Source organism: Collinsella aerofaciens, from assembly GCF_964243765.1.
Lineage (GTDB): Bacteria > Actinomycetota > Coriobacteriia > Coriobacteriales > Coriobacteriaceae > Collinsella > Collinsella aerofaciens_BU.
Window position 1 is genome coordinate 1 of sequence record NZ_CAXTGI010000003.1, and the last position, 20219, is coordinate 20219.

Sequence of the window (20219 nt, forward strand, 5' to 3'; positions counted from 1 at the left end):
GGTAGCCCGTACCAGATTCGAACTGGTGATCTCCGCCTTGAGAGGGCGGCGTCCTAAACCGCTAGACGAACGGGCCACATGACATCTGCACTGCCGTGCTGCGAGGAAATATATTACGGGACAAAAAACATCAGCGCAAGAAGAAATTCCAAATTGCCGAAAAATTGTCGACAGGTTATGGAACGCGCAGGTCAACTAATTAGCTAATTCAAGTTGAGATGAACCAAAAGGGTTTCGCGATCGTTGGGGATGTTGTCCTCGATAACGGCTTCGAGGGCGGCGTTGAGTAGCTGGCCTAGCTCGGGCCCCGGCTTCACACCGGCACGGATCAAGTCGCCGCCGTTGATGGCAAGCATCTTAAGCGTATAGGGCTCCCCCGCCTGCAGCAGATCGTGGGCGAGCGTACGCATCTCCTCAATCGTCTCGACGTAATAGAAGCACGAGGGCGCCTTGCCGAGCGTGTCGGCACGCTTAAGGTCCATGAGCTCGTCCATCAGACGCGGCGTATCGACACCCTCGCCCGAAAGCGCGCGCATCATATTGAGCAGGCAGGAGCGCTCGGAGCGCAGCGGCTTGTCATGGTATTTGATCAGCAGGCACACATCGCGCACCAAATCATGCGAGAGCGCTAGGCGATCCATGATGACACGCGCCTTCTTGGCGCCGAGCTCGGGATGACCGTAGAAGTGACCGCTGCCGTCGTGATCGACCGTAAAGCACTCGGGTTTGGAAACGTCGTGCAAAAACGCCGCCCACATAAGGCTCGACGAGGGCGCGACGCCGTCGCACAGCGCCAGCTCCCCTGCCACCGTCAGCACGCGGGCGATATGCTCGTAGACGTTAAACGCATGATAGACACTGCGCTGATCAAACCCGCGAGCGGACGCGAGCTCGGGCACGGCGGCGCAAACAAGCTCGGGGTAGCGCAGCATCGCGTCTCCCCCGTGGCCCGTCGAAAGGATGCCCTCGAGCTCAATGCCCACGCGCTCGCGCGCCACGGCATCGAGCAGCGGCGCACATTCGGCCAGGGCCTGCTTGGTCGCAGGCTCAATCATAAAGTCCAAGCGGCAGGCAAACCGCACCGCGCGCAGCATGCGAAGCGCGTCCTCGTTAAAACGACGCATGGGATCTCCAACGGCGCGGATAAGCTTGCGCTCCAGGTCGCCCTGGCCGTCGTAACGGTCGACAAGGCCGCGCTCGGGATGCCACGCCATGGCATTGACGGTAAAGTCGCGGCGCGCCAGGTCGTCCTCAAGCGAAGCAGCGCGCTCCACACTCTGGGGATGACGACCGTCGGTATAGAAGCCGTCCAGGCGGTAGGTGGTAACCTCAATACGCTCGCCATCGCAAATAGCCGTGATGCCGCCGAATTTAATGCCCGACTCAACCACCGCAATATCAGCCGCCTCGAGCGCCTCTTTGGACTCCTGCCACAGGCCGCTGCAGCACATGTCAACATCGTGGCTGGGGCGCCCCATCAGGGCATCACGTACCCAACCGCCTACGTACCAGGCCTCAAGACCGGCTGCCTCGAGCGCACGCAGGACACGGATGGAGGCATCGGTCGGCTGCGTACCGTTGAGCGAAACATTGCACATGCCTATGGCCTCCTGCGACGATCAAATTGGCTATCGATTGCATATGCAAGAAGTCTAGCAAGAAACAGCCTCCGCTGCACACGCAAGTCCGATAAACAAAAACGCATCCGTCTTGGTCTAAGACGGATGCGAAATAATCGAACTATTCAGGCAAGGTGTCGGAGCTAGCAAACCTTACGGATTGCGATACCCTTCTGATACTCATCGACCTTGGCAAAGTCGCCCAGACCCGGGCACTCGACCACGTTGGCGCCGGTGGCCATCGAAAGGCGCAGAGCGTCCTCGACGCGCTCGGGGGCGTCGTGCCACACGGACAGGAATGCGGCCAGCGAGGAATCGCCCGCGCAGACCGTCGACAGCAGCTTGACCTCAAAGGTACGGTTGGCAAACCAGATGTGCTCGCCGTTGGAGAAGTACGCTCCGGCGCCACCAAGGGTCAGCAGCACGTTCTTGGCGCCCTTGGCATGCAGTTCGGCCATAGCAACCTTAACGGACTCATCGTCGCCACCGCTCACCTTAATACCAAAGATATCGAGCAGCTCGTCGTCATTGGGCTTAATCAGCAGCGGCTCCATGGCAATGAGGTCTGCCAGCTGATGACTCGAGATATCGAGCACGAACTCGGCGCCCTTCGCCTTCACGCGACGCAGGACCTCTGCCAGGAAGCCATCGGAGGTGTTGGGGGGCAGCGAGCCGCTGATAACCAGGCAGGTCATGTCATCGAGCGAATCGATGAGCTCAAACATCTCCTGCTCGTTAGCCGCATTGATGGCGGCGCCTGCGTTGACCATGTTGTACTCGGTGTCGGGGCCGGCGTTGAGGAACACGTTAACGCGCGTGATGCCGTCGGTCCACACGGGCTTGACGGGCACGCCCAGGGCCTCGGCGCCCTTAACGATAAACTCGCCCGAGAAGCCGGCGAAGAAGCCCAGGATCGTGGTGTCGACACCGTAGTGATCGAGGGCGAACGAGACGTTGAGACCCTTGCCGTTGGGCGTGTAAACGGCGTTGCGGGTACGCGTGACGGTGTTGGCGTCAAGACCGTCGCAGGAAATGTTGTAGTCAATGGCGGGATTTGCAGTGAGCGTATAAATCATGAATGTTCCTTTCACGAAGCAACGTGTTAATGAAAGTATATTCCACGCATCGACAAAAGGCTACCACAACTCGGTGAACGGTGTGGAAGCGATGAAGTACGGCACGACAACTCTCCACCATGGCGGAACAAAAAAGGCGCCCCGGCCGAAACCGGGGCGCCGCATGCGCACGAATATGTCGCGTTTCGATTACTGACGATCGAGCTTGCGGACGGCAACGCGCTTGCTGTACTCATCGACGTGACCGAAGTCGCCGATGCCGACGGACTCGGCAACGTTGGCGCCGGTGGCCATAGCGAGCTTCATGGCCTCCTCGACGTTGTCGCGATCCCTGTACCACTTGTGCAGGAACGCAGCGAGGGTGCAGTCGCCGGCGCAGACGGAAGAAACCAGCTTGATGTTGAACTCACGCTTGGCGTACCAGATGTCCTCGCCGTTGGAGAAGTAAGCGTCGCCACGGCTACCACGGGTGAGCAGCACGTTCTGGACGCCGGCCTCGTGAGCCAGCTTCATGGCAACTCGGACCTCGTCGTCGGTGTCGACCGGCACGCCGAAGATGGCCTTCATCTCATGATGGTTCGGCTTGATGAGCAGCGGCTTCTTGTGAGCGAGCTCCTTGAGCTTGTCGGAAGAAAGGTCCAGGACGACGTCGGCGCCACGGGCCTGAGCGTGCTCCATGACCTGAGCCAGGAAGTCGGGCGTGGCTTTGGGAGGCACGGAGCCAGAGACGATCAGGCACTCAAGATCGCCCGCGGTGTCCAGGATGTTGTAGAGCTCCTCCTGGTGCTGCGGCGTAATAGGAGCACCGGGGTTGAGGATGCCGTACTCGTGCTGGCCATCGTTGACGTAGGTGTTGATACGCGTGATGCCGTCGGTCCAGACCGGGCGGCACAGGCAACCCAGGTTCATGACTTCCTCGACGATGAACTTGCCCGTGAAGCCGGCGAAGAAGCCGAGCGCAACGGTATCGACGCCCATCTTCTTAAAGGCGAAGGACACGTCGAGGCCCTTGCCGTTGGCCGTGTAGCTGGCCGAGCCGGTGCGGACGTTCTCGTCGGGCTCGAGCGGAGAGCTCGAAACCGTCATGTCGACAGCCGGGTTAGCGGTTAGCGTGTAGAACATTTACAGTACCCCCTGTATATGTGAGGGCCGCGTGGCCGGCCCATTCCAACCACGCGGTTACCTCTGATACCAAATTAGCGAGCTGCAGACTCGAGCAGTGCCTTGACCTCAGCAGCGGTGTTGCAGGCGAGCGCCTTCTCGGCGAGCTCGTCGCACTCGGCCTTGGTCCACTGACTGATGGTCTTGCGGGCGCGCAGGATGGACGGAGCGCTCATCGAGAACTCCTCCAGGCCCCAGCTGATCAGCAGCGGCTCAAGCAGCGGATCGGCAGCGGCCTCGCCGCACATACCGACCATGATGCCGGCCTTCACGCCGCTCTCGATGATGTTCTTGAGCGAGCGGAGCACGGCGGGATAGTACACCTGGTACAGGTTGGAGATGGTGTCGTTGCCACGGTCGGCGCACATAGTGTAGCCGATCAGGTCGTTGGTGCCGATGGAGAAGAAGTCAGCGACCTCGGCCAGACGGTCAGCGAGCAGCGAAGCGGCGGGCGTCTCGACCATAATGCCGACCTCGATGTTCTCGTTGAACTTGCGACCCTCTTCGGTCAGCTCGGCCTTGCACTGCTCGACGAGCTCCTTGACGGCCACGACCTCCTCGACGCAAGTGACGAGCGGGATCATGATCTTGACGTCACCAAAGGCGCTAGCGCGCAGAAGGGCGCGAAGCTGAACCTTGTACTGGTCGGGGTTGGCCAGGCAGTAACGCACGGCGCGGAAGCCCATGAAGGGGTTGTCTTCCTTGACCATGTGCAGGTACGGGATCTCCTTGTCGCCGCCCACGTCGAGCGTGCGGATGATGACCGGAGCGCCCTTGAGCGCGCTGGCGACCTTGCGGTAGGCGTTAAACTGCTCTTCCTCGGAAGGAAGCTCAGCAGAGTCCATGAACAGGAACTCGGAACGGAACAGGCCGATAGCCTCGGCGTCATGATCGAGAGCGTTGGGCACGTCATCGGGGTTGCCGATGTTGCAGGCGATGATCTTCTTGATGCCGTCGGCAGTCACAGAAGGCTTGCCGCGGAAGGCCTCGAGGGCTGCCTTCTCGGCAGCGAAGGCCTCGGCCTTGGCGGTGTAGGCAGCGAGCGTATCCTCGTCGGGATCGGCCTCGACGATACCCTTGCCACCGTCGACGACAACGGTCATGCCGTTGCGCAGTGCGGTGCAGCTGTTGGAAACCGAAAGGACAGCCGGGATCTCGAGGGCGCGCGCAATGATCGCGGAGTGCGACGTGCGGCCACCGGTCTCGGTGACGATACCGGCAACGTGGGCCTTATCGATCGTGGCGGTCATGGACGGCGTAAGGTCGTGCACGACAACGACGGTGTTCTCGGGTAGGACGGAGAGGTCGACAACCTCCTTGCCCAGCAGCTCAGCCAGAATACCGGTGCGGATGTCGGCGATGTCGGCCGCGCGCAGACGGAACATCTCGTCGTCCATGGACAGGAACATGTTCTCGAACATGGTCGAGGTGTCCATGAGTGCCTGCTCGGCGCAGGTGCCGCCGTCAATGGCGGCGTTGATGGCGTCGGTCATGCCCGGATCCTGAGCCAGGACAATGTGTCCGCTCATGATCTCGGCCTCGGCCTCGCCCACCGTCTCCTTCATGTGGTCGGCCTGAGCCTGGGTCTTCTCGCAGAAGACCGAAAGAGCGGTCTGATAGCGCTCCTTCTCTGCTGCCGAATCAGCAACCTCGTGCGGCTCAAACGTCAAGTCGGGATCGACGGCAACCATGACGGTGCCGATACCGATGCCCTCGGAAGCGTTGACTCCCTGATACATTCCCATTCCTCTCTCCGTGTCATGTGATAAAGCGTTTTGCCATATCCATGACAAAAGAGCGCAGCTACCTAAAAACAGGTCACTGCGCCCCCAAATATGAACTTAGTTGTTCAACATGCGACCCGTTTGAGTTCTACTCGCCAAGACCGCTCTTGATGAGCTCGATGGCAGCAGCCAGAGCCTCGGCCTCGTCGGCGCCGTCGCACTTGACATCGACCTCGGTGCCGCAGGGGATACCAGCAGCCATGAGGGCCATCGGGGACTTGCCGTTGACCTCCTTCTCGGGGGTGACGACCGTCACGTCACAGGCGTACTTGCCCATGGTGGAGGCGAACAGACCAGCCGGACGCATGTGCAGACCCTGAGGATTAACGAGGGTAGCCTTCTCAGAAACCATAGTTGACTCCTTTTTTGTGTTTAACCCCTGTCATGCATGTGGCAGGAGTCAGATTCACGACGTTGTTTATATTAACTCACATCAAACGGTTTTTCATTGTGTTTCGCACGAATTGTTGGACAGATGTCGTTCGCTGTCCGCTCGCCTGCCGGGCGGGGCGGTTAAGTTTGCTGCTCTACAGTCCTGCGCAAGACGGAAAGCACATTAAGTGCTTTCCTTTGCGTGCGGAACTCGCGACAAACTTAACCGCCCCGCCCGGCAGGCAAGCTGCGGGAACATGCTTCCGTCCAAGAAATATCGTGCGAAAGGAATTTTGGCTGAAGTTCTGTTCGCGTGGGTGATTTGGTTGATGTGGGCTATCTATGCCCCTGTTGGGGACTGAGGAGTGTCCCGGGGGCTGGCAGGAAAGGAACGTCCCTAGGTGCCGGGGGCATGAAAAAAGGCGAGGGCTCGTAGGGAGTCCTCGCCTTTTTACAGGGGGCGATGTTATTCGCGTACTGCGGAATTAGACCAGGCGGGCGTTGATCGTCTTGGCGATCTCGGCGGCGTCGGTGGAACCCTTGACGGTGGCACGGAAGTCCTCGTCCATGAGCGCCTCGGCGACCTTGGACAGGATCTTGAGGTGCGTAGTGCCGGCCTGGGCACCAGGGATGAGCAGGGCGATAGCCACGTTGACGGGAGCGCCGTCCATGGTGTCCCAACCGGTCACGCCGGATTCGTCCTTGACGACGATGACGGCAGCCTCGGTAATGGCGTCGGACTTAGCATGAGGGATGGCGAACCCCTCCATCATGCCCGTGGTGCCCTCGGCCTCGCGGGCCAGGAAGGCGTTCATCACGGCGTCGGCGTCGCTGGCGATACCGGCCTTGACAGCCTGGTTGGAAACGAAGCTCAGAGCCTCGTCACGAGAAGCGAAGTCCTCGGCGACAAAGACATTCTCGACCTTCACGAAGTCGGCAGCCTCGGCCTTGGGAGCCTCGACGGCAGCGGCCATGGGGGCCTCGACCGGCTGAGCAGCAGCGGCGGGAGCTGACTTCTGGTTCTTCTCGAAGTCGTACTTCTTGAAGGCCACGAACAGGATGCCACCGACCACAGCGCCGATGAGGATCGCGAGGACCCACAGCGGACCGTTCTCGACAACGGGCAGGACCAGGAAGCCGCCGTGAGGCGCCGGATCGTGAACGTTGAACATAATGGTCAGGATCGAAGCGATAGAGGAACCGAGCATCATGATGGGCATGACCGGCCAGATGTTCTTGGTCATGAACGGAATGGCGCCCTCGGTGATGTGGGTGCAACCAAGAATGAGGTTGACGATACCGGCGTCGTGATCCTCCTGGCTGAAGTACTTCTTGCCGACGACGACGGCGAAGGTGGTGATCAGCGGCGGAACGATGCAAGCAGCGGAGACGGCAGCCATGAAGTTGGTGCCGAAATTGTAGGTATCGGTGCCAACGCCAGCAGCCAGTGCCTCGGTGAGCATAGCAGTACCGGTGACGTAAGCAGCCTTGTTGACCGGGCCACCCATGTCAAAGGCGCACATGCAGCCGATGGCAAGACCCAGGACAACGGCGCCAGAGGCGGACAGGCCCTTGAGAAAGTCCATCATGGCGGTGTTGATGGCAGCCATGGGGCCGGAAATGCCGAGCATGACCAGGCCGACGATAGCCGTCGAGAACAGCGGGTACAGGAAGATAGCCTTGAGGCCGTCCAGGTTCTTGGGCAGGCCGGCAAAGACCTTCTCGAGCAGCAGGATGACATAGCCGGCGAGGAAGCCGCCAACGATGCCGCCCAGGAAGCCGAAGCCCACGCCGGCGCCACCGGCGTCGATCATGCCGGTCTCGGCGTTAACAGGCAGGCCCTGAATGGCGATCATACCGGCGACAAAACCAGGGACGAGCGCCGGGCGCTTACCGATGGACTCGGCGATGTAGGCAGAAAGCACGGGAACCATGAGGTTCATGGCGATGCCGCCGATGATCTTGAGCATAGCGGCGAAGGTGTTGTAGTCGGCAGCCGTCGAATCGAAGGACGTGATGCCCCACAGGAACGAAACGGCGGTCAGAACACCACCGGCAACGACGAAGACCAGCATGTGGCTGACGCCGTTCATGAGGTGCTTGTAGATGACGTGGCCGATAGACTCCTTCTCCTCGACCTCGTCTTCGACATCGGCAGCGGCAGCAACCGTGTCGTCACCCTTGGCGGCGAGCGCGCGGTCAATCAGCTTACCGGCGGCCTCGACAGACAGGGCTTTGGAAACACCAACGGAAACCATAGGCTTACCGGCGAAACGCTCCGCCTGGACATCCTTGTCGGCTGCGACGACGACGGCCTTGGCACCAGCGATCTCGCTCTTGGTGAGCTCGTTCTCGACACCGACCTGGCCATGGGTCTCGACCTTAATGGTCAGACCGCGCTCGGCAGCTGCCTTCTCCAGCGCTTCCTTCGCCATGAAGGTGTGCGCAATGCCGGTCGGGCAACCGGTGGCGGCGATGATGTCAATCTTAGCCATGTGTCCCTCCTTTTTAAGTTTTGCGCCCGCAGGCGCTCCCCTACACGCGCGTCCTTGCGCGCTTTTCCACAACTGAAAGATACCAACCTACCGTCCGCGTGAGAAGAGACAAGGCGCAATTCTCCGGTGAAAGGTTCTTTCATAACCGTAAACGGTAGGTGAAAGTTTACCATCAACACTTGAAACGGCAAGGTGTATCTTGTAATTGAAAATCCCCCTATACTATGACATTACAAAACGAGTCCGATTTTCATGCCAACCAGGAGCCATCCATGACCGATAGTAGCAAGAGCGCACTTTCCCTCATTAGTACCCATCAGGGATACAGCGAGTCCGAGCAGCGCATTGTCGACTATATATTGGAGCACCAGTCCGAGGCGCCACGCCTCACGGCGGCTCAGCTCTCGCGCGCCGCCGCCACGTCCGAGGCGACCGTTTCGCGCTTCTGCCGCAAGCTTGGCTTTGGCAGCTTCCGCAGCTTTCAGTTTTCGTTGGCGAGGGATTTGGAAAGCCAGCGCAACGAGGGCCTGACTGACGAAGTCTCGCTCGACAATATGGAGCAGAGCCTTAAGAACATCCTGGCTGCCAAGGTGAGCGAGCTTAATGCGACTATCGACGGGATCGACCACGATACGCTGGCGGCTGTTGTGCATGCCCTTAAGCATGCAGGGGTTATTGAGTTTGCGGCTGTGGGCAATACGAACGCGGTCGCGCTCGATGCGACGTTTAAGTTTTCGCAGCTGGGCCTGCGCTGCATGGCGAGCACCATTAGCGAGACATCAATCGGCTTTGCGCTCACACTACGCCCCGGCGACGTCATCGTGATCATCTCAAACTCCGGCAAATCGCGCCGACTGAATCGCATGGCAAAAGCGGCTCGCGACTGCGGTGCCACCGTAGTCGTCATCAGCAGCGACAGCAAGTCTCCACTTGCGCGCCTGGCAGACTACACTTTTAATACCGTCAACCACGAGGCGCTGCTGACGACGGGTGACTTTGCGTTCTCCAAGATCAGCGCCACGATGATCGTCGAGGTTATCTACAACTTCCTGCTGCCCGAGATTGAAGACGCCCGAGAGCATATCAGCTACTACGAGGAGCTCATCCAACCGGATAAGGTCGTAGAGTAAAACGCGTAGTGGGACAAAATTTCAGTCTATTTTGTCCCACCAACACCGCTGATACGACCTAGGCTCGAGCTTCTTCGAGCATCTGCTTGGCGTGGGCCAAGCTTGCCTCCGACTGATCGCCGCTGAGCATGCGGGCAATCTCGGCGGTACGCGCCTCGCCGGTTACCTCGTCCAAATGCGTCTGGGGAACATCGCCCGGCTCCTTGCTGACAACATAATGCTTGTCGGCCATGACGGCGACCTGCGCCAGGTGGGTTACGACGATGACCTGATGCGTGGCGGCAAGATCGGCCAGCACACCAGCAAGAGCACGAGCCGTGGAACCACCGACACCGGCATCGACCTCGTCAAATACCAGTGTGTCGACGCCGTCAGCATTACCCAAGACCACCTTGCTCGCCAGCATAACGCGACTGAGCTCGCCGCCCGAGGCAATGCGGCGCAGAGGGCGCGGCGTCAATCCGGCACCGCTGCGATACAGAAGCTCGTAGCTCGAAGGGCCCGCGGGTGTCCACTCAGCGCGCGGAAGATCGCGGGACTCCCAGACCAGCTCAGCGCCGCCCATTTCCAGGCGTGCCATCTGACGGCCCACCTCGTGACAAAAACGCGGGGCTGCCGTATTGCGTGCGCGCTTAAGCGCCTTGGCAGCAGCGAACAGTTCGCGCTCCGCCGCGCCAAGTGCCTCGCGTGCCTTCCTAATCTGCTCGTCACCATCGTCCACCAGCGATAACAACTCCCGCGAGCGGTCACGCATGGCAAATACATCGTCCATGGTGGGACCCCACTGCCGCAGAAGTCCCTTAAGGTCGGAATACCGCTCGCGCATGCGAGCAAGCTCGCGAGGATCGAACGCAACGCCATCGCGATAAGCACGCAGCTCGTTGGCGCAATCCTCGAGTGAGATGCAGGCATCCGAAAGTGCGTCGGCGATGTCACCCAGTTTGCGATCGACGGTAGCCATGCGCGACAGTTCTGCCACGGCGCCGTTCACGGCATCGAGCGCTCCCCCTTCGGAAGTAAGCGATGCATGGGCATCGTTGGCCGTCGCCACCAGCACCTCGGCATGCTCGGAGCGCGGCAGCAGCTCCTCGAGCTCCTCATACTCACCCGGCTTGGGGTCAACCTCGGCGATACGCTCCAGGGCGAAGCGCGCCTCCTCGACGCGACTCCCCTGCGCTCGCGACGCCTCCTCTACGCGACGGACCTCCTTGGCAGCCGCACGCGACGCCTTAAAGCAGACACGGTACTTTTCCAGCGCCTCAAGCGCAGAGCGACCAGCCCAGGCATCGACCATGGCAACATGATGTGCCGGATCGAGCAGGCGCTGATGTTCATGCTGGCCGCACAGATCCATCATCACGCCGACGCGCTCGGAAAGCTCGCGCACGCTGGCAATGCGACCGTCAATCTTCACGCGGCTGCGGCCCTCGGCAGAAAGGCTACGCTGTACGGTGAACCCCTCCGTGTCGTGCGGACCGTCGAACAGGCGCGCCTCGACGCTCGCCAGCGCCTCGCCCTCGCGCACCGTCGACGAATCCGCGCGCTCGCCCAAAATAAGCTTGAGGGCCGAGAGCAGCGCGGTCTTGCCGGCGCCGGTCTCGCCGGTCAAAACCGTTAGGCCCGCACTCGGAACCAACGTCGCCTCGCGAATGAGCGCGATGTTGGAAACCTGCAGCTCATCGATCATGGCGCACTCCATAGAACACGCGGCTCACCGAGTTATAGAAGCTTTCGGGACCGTAATCGAGCAGCAGCACGTCGCCGGGACCACGGCGCACGGCCACGCTCTCGACCGTGCCATCGCAGGTAATAAACTGTCCGTCGATGGCAATGGCCGGCACACTCGGGCGATCATCGGACATAAAGATCTCGACGACATCACTCGGCGAGGTCAAAAAAGCGCGAGCCTGAATGGTATGCGGGGCGATGGGCACACAGACCATACCCGTGTAATCGGGGCTGACAATGGGACCGCCGGCGGAAAGCGCGTAGCCGGTGGAGCCGGTCGCCGTCGATACGACCACACCATCGCCGCGCAGGCGATCAATATGATGGCCGGACACCGTGATGTCAAACTCAACCATATCGGACAGGGGGCCGCGCGTAAGGGCCATATCGTTGAGGGCAAACGTGCGCACGACATCCTTCGTGCCGTCTTCGCGCACGGACACGATATCCGCGGCGATGGTGGCGCGGCGGCTCACGTGGAGCTCGCCGGACAGAGCATCGCTCACGACCTGCAGAATGTCGCGCTCCTCGGGGCTCGCAGCAGTTAAAAAGCCCAGGTGACCATAGGAAAGACCAAGGATAGGAATCTCGCGATGGTTGAGGATGCGGGCAGCGCGCAGCAACGTACCGTCGCCGCCGAGTGTAATGACCAGATCTGAGCCGTCAATATCAGGCGTGCTTTGAATCTTCGATCGCTGATCGGCCGCCCATGCGACCTCGTAGCCTTGGCGCGAAAGCCAAAGCTCGAGCATCAGGCCGCTCTCGACCGCCTCTTGCTTGTAGTAATTGGGAACCAGAAAGACCTTCATAGCGTTGCAGCTTTCTCGCTCAAAGCCGATACCTGGGATTGCAGCTCATCGTCGGCGCGCTCCCCGGGGACAAACCTTGTGCCGTACAAGAAAAACTCAACGTTGCCCTTAGCGCCATGGATGGGCGACACGCACACGTCAAGCGGGAACAGGCCCTTGGCAGCAAAGAGCTCAATCGCCGCCACGAGCGTATCGCGGCGGACGGCGGGGTCGGTCACGATACCGCGCTCGCCCACCAGCGCAGCCGGCGCCTCAAACTGGGGCTTTACGAGCGTGCAGAACGAACCCGAAGGCTTCAGGCACGCCAGCACGGCGTCGATGATATTCGCGATGCCGGTAAACGAGACATCACATACAGCCAGGTCGATGGCACCGGCATAGCCAAGCTCAGGCAGCTGCGTCACGTTTGTGCGCTCATGCAGCGTCACGCGATCATCCTGACGCAACGACCAATCGAACTGGGCGCGACCCACGTCCACCGAGACAACGGTCGCAGCTCCGCGCTTGAGCAGGCAATCGGTAAAGCCGCCGGTAGAGCAGCCCACATCCAGACAGCTAAGGCCCGTCGGATTGATGCCAAACGCATCAAGCGCGCCTTCGAGCTTAAGACCGCCGCGGCCAACATAGGGAATGCGCCCCTTCACGTGCAGTGGCAGACCCGGAATCACCTTAAGGCCCGGCGAAGTCAAGCGCTCGCCGCCACTCGAGACCAATCCGGCCATAAGAGTGCGAAGGGCATCCGCGCGATCGGCGCAGATGCCCTGTGAAATCAGTTCGTCATCAAGACGCACGCGTTTCATGAATGCCATCAACCATTCGTATCCGGAGATGCGGCCTAGCTATCCTGGGATTCGTTTGCCGCATCCTCATCGTATTCCTGCTCGAGCTTATCGGCCTCACGCGGCGTCAGCTCAAACTTGTCGACCATATCGACCGCGCGGGAGCCCAGCTCAATCGCTTCGTCAAACAGATCGAGTGAACGCTCCAAGGACGTATCCTTGGAGCGAACGGTAGCGATGATCTGGTCCAGACGGTCCGAAATCTCGTCAAAGTTGCGGACAGAACCCTCTGGCATGGCTACTCCTCGACGGAGTCGGCCTCGACGGCCTCAGCAGCGTCCACATCCTCGGCAAGTACACCGGCGGTAGCCTGAGCGGCAGCGACCTTGGCGGCAGCCTCAGCAGCCTGGGCCTCCTCGCGAGCGCGATCCTCGGCCAGCAGTTCCTGGTACAGGTCCTCGCCCGGCAACTCCTCGCTGCGCGCGATCTTGCCCAGCACGCCGTTGACGAACGACGCGGACTGGTCGGTGCCATAGGCCTTGGCAAGTTCGACGGCCTCGTTGATCACGATAGCGTCCGAGACCTCCTCGTCGGTGAGGAAACGCATCTCGTAAACGGCGATACGCAGCAGATTGCGGTCGGCGCCGGGCATGCGCATAAGATCCCAGTTCTTGGCAACGGAGCGCAGAGCGCAGTCGATGCGATCGATATGCTCGTAAGCACCGCGGCACAGCTCCAGCGCATAGGGGTCGAGGGGACCCTTCGAGATCAGGAAATCGCCCTCGAGGACGCGCTCGAGCGGGCTGTCAGTGGCCTCGGCCTGGAACAGCAGCTGCAGCGCCTGACTGCGGGCAAGCGTACGCCCGCGATAAACCTTAAGGCTCAAAGGTTACTCCTTGGGGAAAACGAGGCCGTCGATGCAAACGTCAACGCACTCGACCTCGACGCCCACCTGGGCATCGATGGCGGTGACCACGGCGGCGCGAACGGCCTCGGCGAGTTTCTTGAACGGATAGCCAAAGAACACCACGACGCGCACGGTGAGTGCAAGCTTGTCGCCGATGACCTCGGCCTCGACCGCCGGCTCGGAAGCCGGGGCCTTAGACGAAAGCATCATGGAGACAAGGTTGGTGGCAAGGTCCTTGACGCCCACGGAGGCGATGCCCTCGACATCCGTGACGGCGCGCGAGACGATGGCGGTCAGAACATCGGGCGAAATGCCGATGCCGTCAATCTTGATTTCCTGGGGCATGAGTCCTCCTAGAAGAGTTGGTTGCTAGACGCGGGAGACGAACTTGCCGTCGCGGGTGTCAACCTTGATGACCTCGCCCTCGTTGAGGTACATGGGGACCTGGATGACAGCGCCAGTGTCGATGGTGGCCGGCTTGGTGGAACCCTGGACGGTGTCGCCCTTAAAGCCCGGGTCGGTCTGGACGATTGTGGTCTCGATGAACATCGGCGGGGTCACACCCATGAGCTCATCGTCGGCGAAGAGCAGCTGGCAGATGTCGTTCTCGCGCAGCCACTTGGAGTTCTCGCCCACCATGTCCTCGGGAACGGGAACCTGCTCATAGGACTCGTTGTCCATGAAGATGTAGTCGGTGCCATCGTTGTAGAGGTACTGGAACTCACGGGTGGTGAGCATGACGCTCTCGAACTTAGTGCCGGCGTTGCAGGTGTTCTCGACGACGCGGCCGCTCTTGATGTCGCGGGTCTTGTAGCGCACAAACGCGCCGCCCTTGCCCGGCTTGACATGCTGGAACTCGACGATGGTGTAGACCTTGTCCTTGATGCGGAGACCGAGGCCGTTCTTGAAGTCGGCGGTAGAAATGGTAGGCATAGCGACCTTTCTTGTTATGGGCAGAACGCACAAGCGTCCAAATTACATACGACCGAAATTATACACTTGCAGACGGCGCCTGCAGCGAGCGCATAAAAAGAGAACGCGGGGCGTCCGAATCATTCCGGACGCCCCGTCCCAAACTATCTACGAAGAAGACTAGCAGTCAATAACGTGGAGGTCATGCGGGGTCTTGGTGAAGGGCTCGTAACCGTTCTCGGTGACCACGCCGTAGTCCTCCAAGCGCACGCCGCCCACGCCGGGCAGGTAGACGCCGGGCTCCATAGTGATAACCGAGCCGACCTCGATGATATTCTTGCTGCGGTTGAAGTTGGGCAGCTCGTGGATGTCAATACCCACGCCGTGGCCCAGGCCATGGTTATAGTAATCGCCATAGCCGGCATCGCCGATGATCTTCTTGGAGAGCTTGAAGATGTCGTTGCCCTCGACGCCCGGATGGATGGCGGCGACGCACTCCTCGTGCGTACGGCGCACGAGCGCGTACAGGTCGAGCTGCTCCTGGGTGGGCTCGCCCATCACGACGGTACGCGTCATGTCGGAGCGGTAGTCGCAGTAGCCCGCACCATAATCCATGAGAACGAAGTCGCCCTTCTCGATCACGCGGTCGCTCGGGACGGCATGCGGGTTGGCGGTGTTGGGACCGCTCGCCACGATGGAGCCAAAGGCCAGTCTGTCGGCGCCGTTGGCGAACATAAAGTTCTCGAGCTCGTTGCGAACCTGCTTCTCGGTCATACCGGGCTTAATAAAGGCGAGCATGTGCTGGAAGGCGGCGTCGGTGATCGACTGCGCGTGGCGCATGAGCTCGATCTCCTCGGCGTCCTTAATGGCGCGCATCTTACGGATGTCGTCATGCATCAGCGGCAGCATGCAGGCAACAGAGCGGTCCTCCAGGCCACGCTGAATGCCCTGGTAGAAGTTAATCTGCATGTCATCCTCGACAGCGCAGACGCGGCACTTGGTGGCCGCGATCTTGCCGGCGACCCAGCCGGGAATGGTGCCCTCGTCCATGTCGTAGACCCAGGGGCTGCCGGCGGGCGTGTTCTCCTCAAAGCTGTTAAGGTAGCGCGAGTCGGTGTGGAACAGACACTGGTCTGCCGTAATAAACGCGGCGTGCGGGAACTCGAAGGTGTAGTCGAAGACGCCCTTCACGCCCGTGAGCCAACGAAGGTTGGCCTCGTCGCGCACCACGATGGCATCGTAGCCACGCTCGACCATCAGGGCACGGACACGCTCGATACGACCGGCAGGACCGGCAGCAAACTCTGACATGCAGATTCCTTTCTTGTTGTCTCTATAAAGACGGAACGGGTCTCAACCGAACGACGGAATCGCGCGCGATTCGCAACCGATTGGAAACCCGCCCCTCAACATGATACGAAAGACGATGTATGTCAATAAATCCTAGAGAAGTTCTTTGCGAGAAGCCAAGTATGCGCGAGCATGGCGGTCGAGAACCTCGTCCTCAACGCTCGTTAGACGAATGGCGCCGAGCGCCGCGGGCAGCGGCAACATGCTGCGGTTCGAGCGGACAAACTGCTGCCTGCGGAACTCCTCGATATATGAGGCAGGCTCCAGATCGAAGGCAAGCTCCTCGATACCAAAGTCCTCCAGGCAGTCATCGACCTCAAAGACGTAATCGATATCGAAGTCACAGGCATCATGTGCTAGGCGCGCCTCAAAGCGCATGCCCTCGGACAGCAGCTGGTAGACAGGGACCTGCAAAGCGGCATCGACCAAGCAGGCGCGCAGGGTACGCTCCCCCGTCTTGCCAAAATCGAGCGCATGGCGGGCGCTCGGGTTCGTGGCCATCAGTACGTCCTTACGTGCAGTCTGAGACCACTGAACGGCATTGACGAGCGCGACCTCCTCGCCCGCGAGAATCTCGGGGACGGTCTCGGTAAACTGATTCCAGCGGGACTTGCTGCTCGAAAGCATGGTGCCAACAAGTACCGCATAACCGAGCTTAAGGTCCTCGGGGTCCGCCGCGCGAACAAGGTCGAGGTCACACACGACCAAGCCCGGCTCGGGACGAAACGCGATAGCGGGAAGCGCATTCTCCGACGAGGCGACGAGCGGCTTCATGGTCGTCGCGACCGTGAGCATGGCGTCGAACGTCGTCGGCAGCAAGGCGCACTCGGTGCGACCGCACCACTGATTGGCACACCAGCAAACGACTGAGCAGGTCGCCGTGTCGCCGACAGCGACAACGAGATCGTCACAGGTAATGCCATTAGCCGACAGGGCGCCAAAGACGGTATCGGCATCGACCAGCGTAGCACCGGCAGGCGAAACCTCGAGGACGAGCAACGACACAGCAAAACCGGCGTCAACCAGTGCATGCTCGACAGCCTCGCCAAAACGCTCGGATGTGGCGTCGTTCCAAACCACCATCGCGCGCTTAGGCTTGCCCACAACCGAGGCAAACATGCGCGGCAGCTCATCGAACGCGCCCAATCCGACACGGACATCGACGCTGCGGTTTTGGAAATTGATCAGTTGACGGCGAATCATAGCAGTCCACGCTCCAAAAGCATCTCGGCACAAAGGTAGGAAACGTCCTCGAAGGACTTGTTGCGAATATCAAGGGTAATATCGGCGGCCTGGCGATACAGCGGACGGCGATGCTCAAACAGGCGCGCAGCATGCTCGGGCGAGCGGAAATCGGGCCGGGTATCAGAACGGCGAATCTGGCGCAACGAGTCCTCAAAGTCGCCTTCGAGGTACACGCATGTACCCATCTCGTGCATCAGTTCAATGTTCACCGGCGTCTCGACGATGCCACCCCCGCACGACACCAGCAGGCTGCGCTCGCTTTGAAGCGAACGGAGTGCCGAGGTCTCAAGCTCGCGAAAACGATCCTCGCCCTCGGTCTCAAATATCTCGGTCACCGACTTGCCGCATCGACGCACAACCAAACGATCGGTATCGATAAAACGCCGCTTGAACATAGTGCCGACATTGCGCGCGAGCGTCGATTTGCCCGCGCCCAAAAAGCCGATAAAGAAAATATGGTCGCAGCCGTGTTTGATGTGCTGAGACATGGCGAAACCTATTCCTCGCAGGGAAGGTCGCGCAGGGCCCGGCGCTCAAAGATACGGAAGATCTGCGTGTACCACAGGTCCTGGGTTGCCTGCGGCTTGACCAGAATAGTGTCAACGCCGGCAAAATTACCGCTCCACACGTCCGTGTACAGCTGATCGCCAATCAGCACCGCCTCGTCTGCCGTGGCGCCGAGGCGCTTAAGACCCGCCTTCAAGGCAAACGGGGCGGGCTTCATGGCGTGGCTAATGGCCTCGAGTCCCAGCTCGCGTGCAGAGCTCATGACCTGGTCGCGATGCCAATTGTTGGACACCATGCACAGCTTAAAGCCTTTGGCGCGGGCGGCGTCGAGCCAAGCGGAAACCGCAGTGGGAACCTGCTCGGTGTCGCGCGGCACCAGAGTGTTATCGCGATCGAGCAGAATGGCGCGTTTGCCGTCGGCCCACAGGGTATCAAGGTCGATGCGATCGACCGAGGCAACGTATCGTTTGGGGCTAAATATCCTCATGCTAATTCCAAGACTGTTGATGCTCTTCGTAGGTTTGCGAGAAGTACTCCTCGTCCTGCGTAATGTAGAAATACAGGTCATCAGAGTCGGTCGGCTCAAGCGTGGCCTTGAGTGCCTCGAGCGACGGAGAGCAGATGGGCGTGGGTGGCAGACCCTCGTGCTTATAGGTGTTATAGGGGCTATCACTCTGCAGGTCGTCGGCGGTAACCTCGCCACCGGTGACATACATCATGGTCGCATCGCTGTTGAGATAACGCAGACCGTCGAGCTTGCCGGCAAGGCGGTTGTAGAAGACCGAGGCCACGTGCGCACGTTGATCGGCGTTGAGGCCCTCGCGCTCAACGATAGAGGCCAAGTTGACGATGTCGTAGTCGGACATCTCCACACCGTAGCGCTCCTTGATCTTGGCTTCGCAGCTCGCAAAGTCAAGCGACTTGTACTCGGTCTTAAACTGATCGAGCATGGCGCGAATCACGTCATCGGCCGTCGGCGAATCACCCAACGAATAGGTCTTGGGGAACAAGAAACCCTCGAGCGAGTCGTTGGCGGCGCCCTTAAGGAAGCTATAGTCGTCCACGTAATTGGAGGCCTTAGCCTGGTTGAGGAAGTCTTCCTTAGAGATGCTGTCGTAGGCCTGGGCCACACGGTCAGCGACTTGATCGACCGTCAGGCCCTCAGGGATAGTCAGCGCATTGGAGCCCGCGTTAGGACCTTCCATGAGCTGTTGAACAACCTTGGTCGCATCCATGAGCGTGGTGAACGAGTAGGTGCCAGGCTTAAGCGACATATCAGCGTTGAGCTTTTTCACCGCCGCGTAGTAATCCTTGGGATTTTCGACGATATGGTTCTCGGAGAGAATCGAGGCGATCGTATCGCCCGAAGCACCGTCGGGAATGGTCACCGTAACCTGCTGACCAGCCGCGACCTTCGTATCCTCACCGGTAAAGAAGCCCTTGACGGCAGGCACGACAAAGAAAGCGATAGTAGCAAGCGCGATTACGGCCACCACGACGCCGACAATCATGGGCACCGGGGAGCTTTTCTTTTGGGCACCGCGACGAGCATGCGTGTTGTAGCTCGAGCGGGCCGCCGGAGCAACGCCATGCGAACCGCGAGCGTGATGCGAATGCGATTGGGGGGCCTGCGTTCGCTGAGTAGGTGCCTGATGCTTAAAGCGAGCACCGCCTGCAGGCTGAGCCGAACGAGCAGCGGGCTGCTGAGCCGCGTGAGAAACCGGATACTGAACCGAACGAGCAGAAGACTGCTGACCCGTCCGTTGAACAGGTTGGGCCGAACGAGAGGAGAACTGCACCGGGCGCGCGGCAGATTGAGCTGCGCGCTGGGTCGGCTGTGCCGGACGCTGGCCAGGCTGGGCAGGGCGCGACGACGGCTGACGTGTACGATTCGGCTGGCGCGGATCGGGAGCGCTAGGCATGCGAAACCTCCTCGTTTTTACGATCAAGCCACGTCTGCAAAAACAGGCTGGCGGCAATCATGTCAATCTTGCCCCTCATCTGCTTTTCGTTGAGGCCCTGCTCGCGCAGGATACGCTTGGCCTCTTGCGAGGACAGGCGCTCGTCCTCAAACTCCAACGGAAGATCGAGCTCGTCGGCAATCTTTTGCGCAACAGCGGCAACACGCTCGGCCTGGGGACCGGGCTCACCGGCCATGGTCAGGGGACGCCCACTTACCAGGATATCGGGCTCATAGTCCTCGACCAGGTAGCGGAACGTCTTGGCCATACCGGTGACCTCTGCAGCCGGGAGAACCTTGACAGGCATCGCCATCTTGCCATCACGGCTCGAGACGGCGATGCCGATCCTGGTCTCCCCTATGTCCAGCGCAAGCGCGACCACAG

20 protein-coding genes and 1 tRNA gene are annotated in these 20219 nt (G+C 60.3%); 1 reads left to right on the forward strand and 20 read right to left on the reverse strand.

Annotated features, from left to right (window positions below):
* Positions 1-2 precede the first annotated feature (2 nt).
* The 7 genes from ACESSC_RS02810 to ACESSC_RS02840 form a co-directional block, all read right to left on the reverse strand.
* A tRNA-Glu gene (locus ACESSC_RS02810) sits at positions 3-76 on the reverse strand.
* A gap of 127 nt (positions 77-203) precedes the next feature.
* Complete coding sequence (locus ACESSC_RS02815) at positions 204-1598, reverse strand: CCA tRNA nucleotidyltransferase (protein WP_373161109.1); 1395 nt, start codon at positions 1596-1598, stop codon at positions 204-206.
* Positions 1599-1762: 164 nt separating this feature from the next.
* On the reverse strand, positions 1763-2695 hold the full coding sequence (locus ACESSC_RS02820) for a 1-phosphofructokinase family hexose kinase (RefSeq protein ID WP_373161110.1): 933 nt from the start codon (positions 2693-2695) through the stop codon (positions 1763-1765).
* Between the two features lie 189 nt (positions 2696-2884).
* Positions 2885-3817 (reverse strand): 1-phosphofructokinase family hexose kinase, encoded by a 933-nt coding sequence (locus ACESSC_RS02825; RefSeq protein WP_099431686.1) that lies wholly within the window; start codon positions 3815-3817, stop codon positions 2885-2887.
* A gap of 74 nt (positions 3818-3891) precedes the next feature.
* On the reverse strand, positions 3892-5595 hold the full coding sequence (gene ptsP / locus ACESSC_RS02830) for a phosphoenolpyruvate--protein phosphotransferase (RefSeq protein WP_373161111.1): 1704 nt from the start codon (positions 5593-5595) through the stop codon (positions 3892-3894).
* Positions 5596-5728: 133 nt separating this feature from the next.
* Positions 5729-5992 carry an HPr family phosphocarrier protein gene (locus tag ACESSC_RS02835; protein WP_373161112.1) on the reverse strand — a complete coding sequence of 88 codons (264 nt, stop codon included), beginning with the start codon at positions 5990-5992 and terminating at the stop codon, positions 5729-5731.
* 505 nt (positions 5993-6497) lie between these two features.
* Positions 6498-8507 carry a fructose-specific PTS transporter subunit EIIC gene (locus ACESSC_RS02840; RefSeq protein WP_055250443.1) on the reverse strand — a complete coding sequence of 670 codons (2010 nt, stop codon included), beginning with the start codon at positions 8505-8507 and terminating at the stop codon, positions 6498-6500.
* Between the two features lie 272 nt (positions 8508-8779).
* Here ACESSC_RS02840 and ACESSC_RS02845 point away from each other — a divergent pair, with 272 nt between their 5' ends.
* Positions 8780-9637 (forward strand): MurR/RpiR family transcriptional regulator, encoded by an 858-nt coding sequence (locus ACESSC_RS02845; protein ID WP_373161113.1) that lies wholly within the window; start codon positions 8780-8782, stop codon positions 9635-9637.
* 58 nt (positions 9638-9695) lie between these two features.
* Here ACESSC_RS02845 and ACESSC_RS02850 read toward each other — a convergent pair whose 3' ends face one another.
* From ACESSC_RS02850 to ruvX, 13 genes are all read right to left on the reverse strand, one after another.
* Positions 9696-11324, reverse strand: a complete 1629-nt coding sequence (locus tag ACESSC_RS02850) for a DNA repair protein RecN (RefSeq protein ID WP_373161114.1) — start codon at positions 11322-11324, stop codon at positions 9696-9698.
* Positions 11314-12174: an NAD(+)/NADH kinase gene (locus ACESSC_RS02855; RefSeq protein WP_055250448.1), complete on the reverse strand. Its 861-nt coding sequence runs from the start codon at positions 12172-12174 to the stop codon at positions 11314-11316. Before ACESSC_RS02855 ends, ACESSC_RS02850 begins: the two co-directional genes overlap by 11 nt.
* Positions 12171-12974: a TlyA family RNA methyltransferase gene (locus ACESSC_RS02860; protein ID WP_373161274.1), complete on the reverse strand. Its 804-nt coding sequence runs from the start codon at positions 12972-12974 to the stop codon at positions 12171-12173. The genes ACESSC_RS02855 and ACESSC_RS02860 overlap by 4 nt, the downstream gene beginning before the upstream one ends.
* 35 nt (positions 12975-13009) lie before the next feature.
* Positions 13010-13249 (reverse strand): exodeoxyribonuclease VII small subunit, encoded by a 240-nt coding sequence (locus tag ACESSC_RS02865; protein ID WP_006233978.1) that lies wholly within the window; start codon positions 13247-13249, stop codon positions 13010-13012.
* A 2-nt stretch (positions 13250-13251) separates the two neighbouring features.
* Complete coding sequence (gene nusB, locus ACESSC_RS02870) at positions 13252-13839, reverse strand: transcription antitermination factor NusB (protein WP_117803269.1); 588 nt, start codon at positions 13837-13839, stop codon at positions 13252-13254.
* A 3-nt stretch (positions 13840-13842) separates the two neighbouring features.
* Positions 13843-14205 (reverse strand): Asp23/Gls24 family envelope stress response protein, encoded by a 363-nt coding sequence (locus tag ACESSC_RS02875; protein ID WP_373161115.1) that lies wholly within the window; start codon positions 14203-14205, stop codon positions 13843-13845.
* Positions 14206-14229: 24 nt separating this feature from the next.
* On the reverse strand, positions 14230-14793 hold the full coding sequence (gene efp, locus ACESSC_RS02880) for an elongation factor P (RefSeq protein ID WP_006233983.1): 564 nt from the start codon (positions 14791-14793) through the stop codon (positions 14230-14232).
* Between the two features lie 159 nt (positions 14794-14952).
* Complete coding sequence (locus ACESSC_RS02885; protein WP_373161117.1) at positions 14953-16083, reverse strand: M24 family metallopeptidase; 1131 nt, start codon at positions 16081-16083, stop codon at positions 14953-14955.
* A gap of 132 nt (positions 16084-16215) precedes the next feature.
* Positions 16216-17325, reverse strand: coding sequence for a hypothetical protein (locus ACESSC_RS02890; RefSeq protein WP_373161119.1), 1110 nt, complete (start codon positions 17323-17325; stop codon positions 16216-16218).
* A complete protein-coding gene (locus ACESSC_RS02895) occupies positions 17322-17855 on the reverse strand; it encodes a shikimate kinase (RefSeq protein WP_099431675.1) in 534 nt (177 codons plus the stop codon). Before ACESSC_RS02895 ends, ACESSC_RS02890 begins: the two co-directional genes overlap by 4 nt.
* Positions 17856-17863: 8 nt before the next feature.
* Positions 17864-18361 (reverse strand): YqeG family HAD IIIA-type phosphatase, encoded by a 498-nt coding sequence (locus tag ACESSC_RS02900; protein WP_161194197.1) that lies wholly within the window; start codon positions 18359-18361, stop codon positions 17864-17866.
* Position 18362: 1 nt separating this feature from the next.
* Positions 18363-19796 carry an endolytic transglycosylase MltG gene (gene mltG / locus ACESSC_RS02905; protein ID WP_373161120.1) on the reverse strand — a complete coding sequence of 478 codons (1434 nt, stop codon included), beginning with the start codon at positions 19794-19796 and terminating at the stop codon, positions 18363-18365.
* Positions 19789-20217, reverse strand: a complete 429-nt coding sequence (ruvX, locus tag ACESSC_RS02910) for a Holliday junction resolvase RuvX (RefSeq protein WP_035138185.1) — start codon at positions 20215-20217, stop codon at positions 19789-19791. Before ruvX ends, mltG begins: the two co-directional genes overlap by 8 nt.
* Positions 20218-20219: the final 2 nt, after the last annotated feature.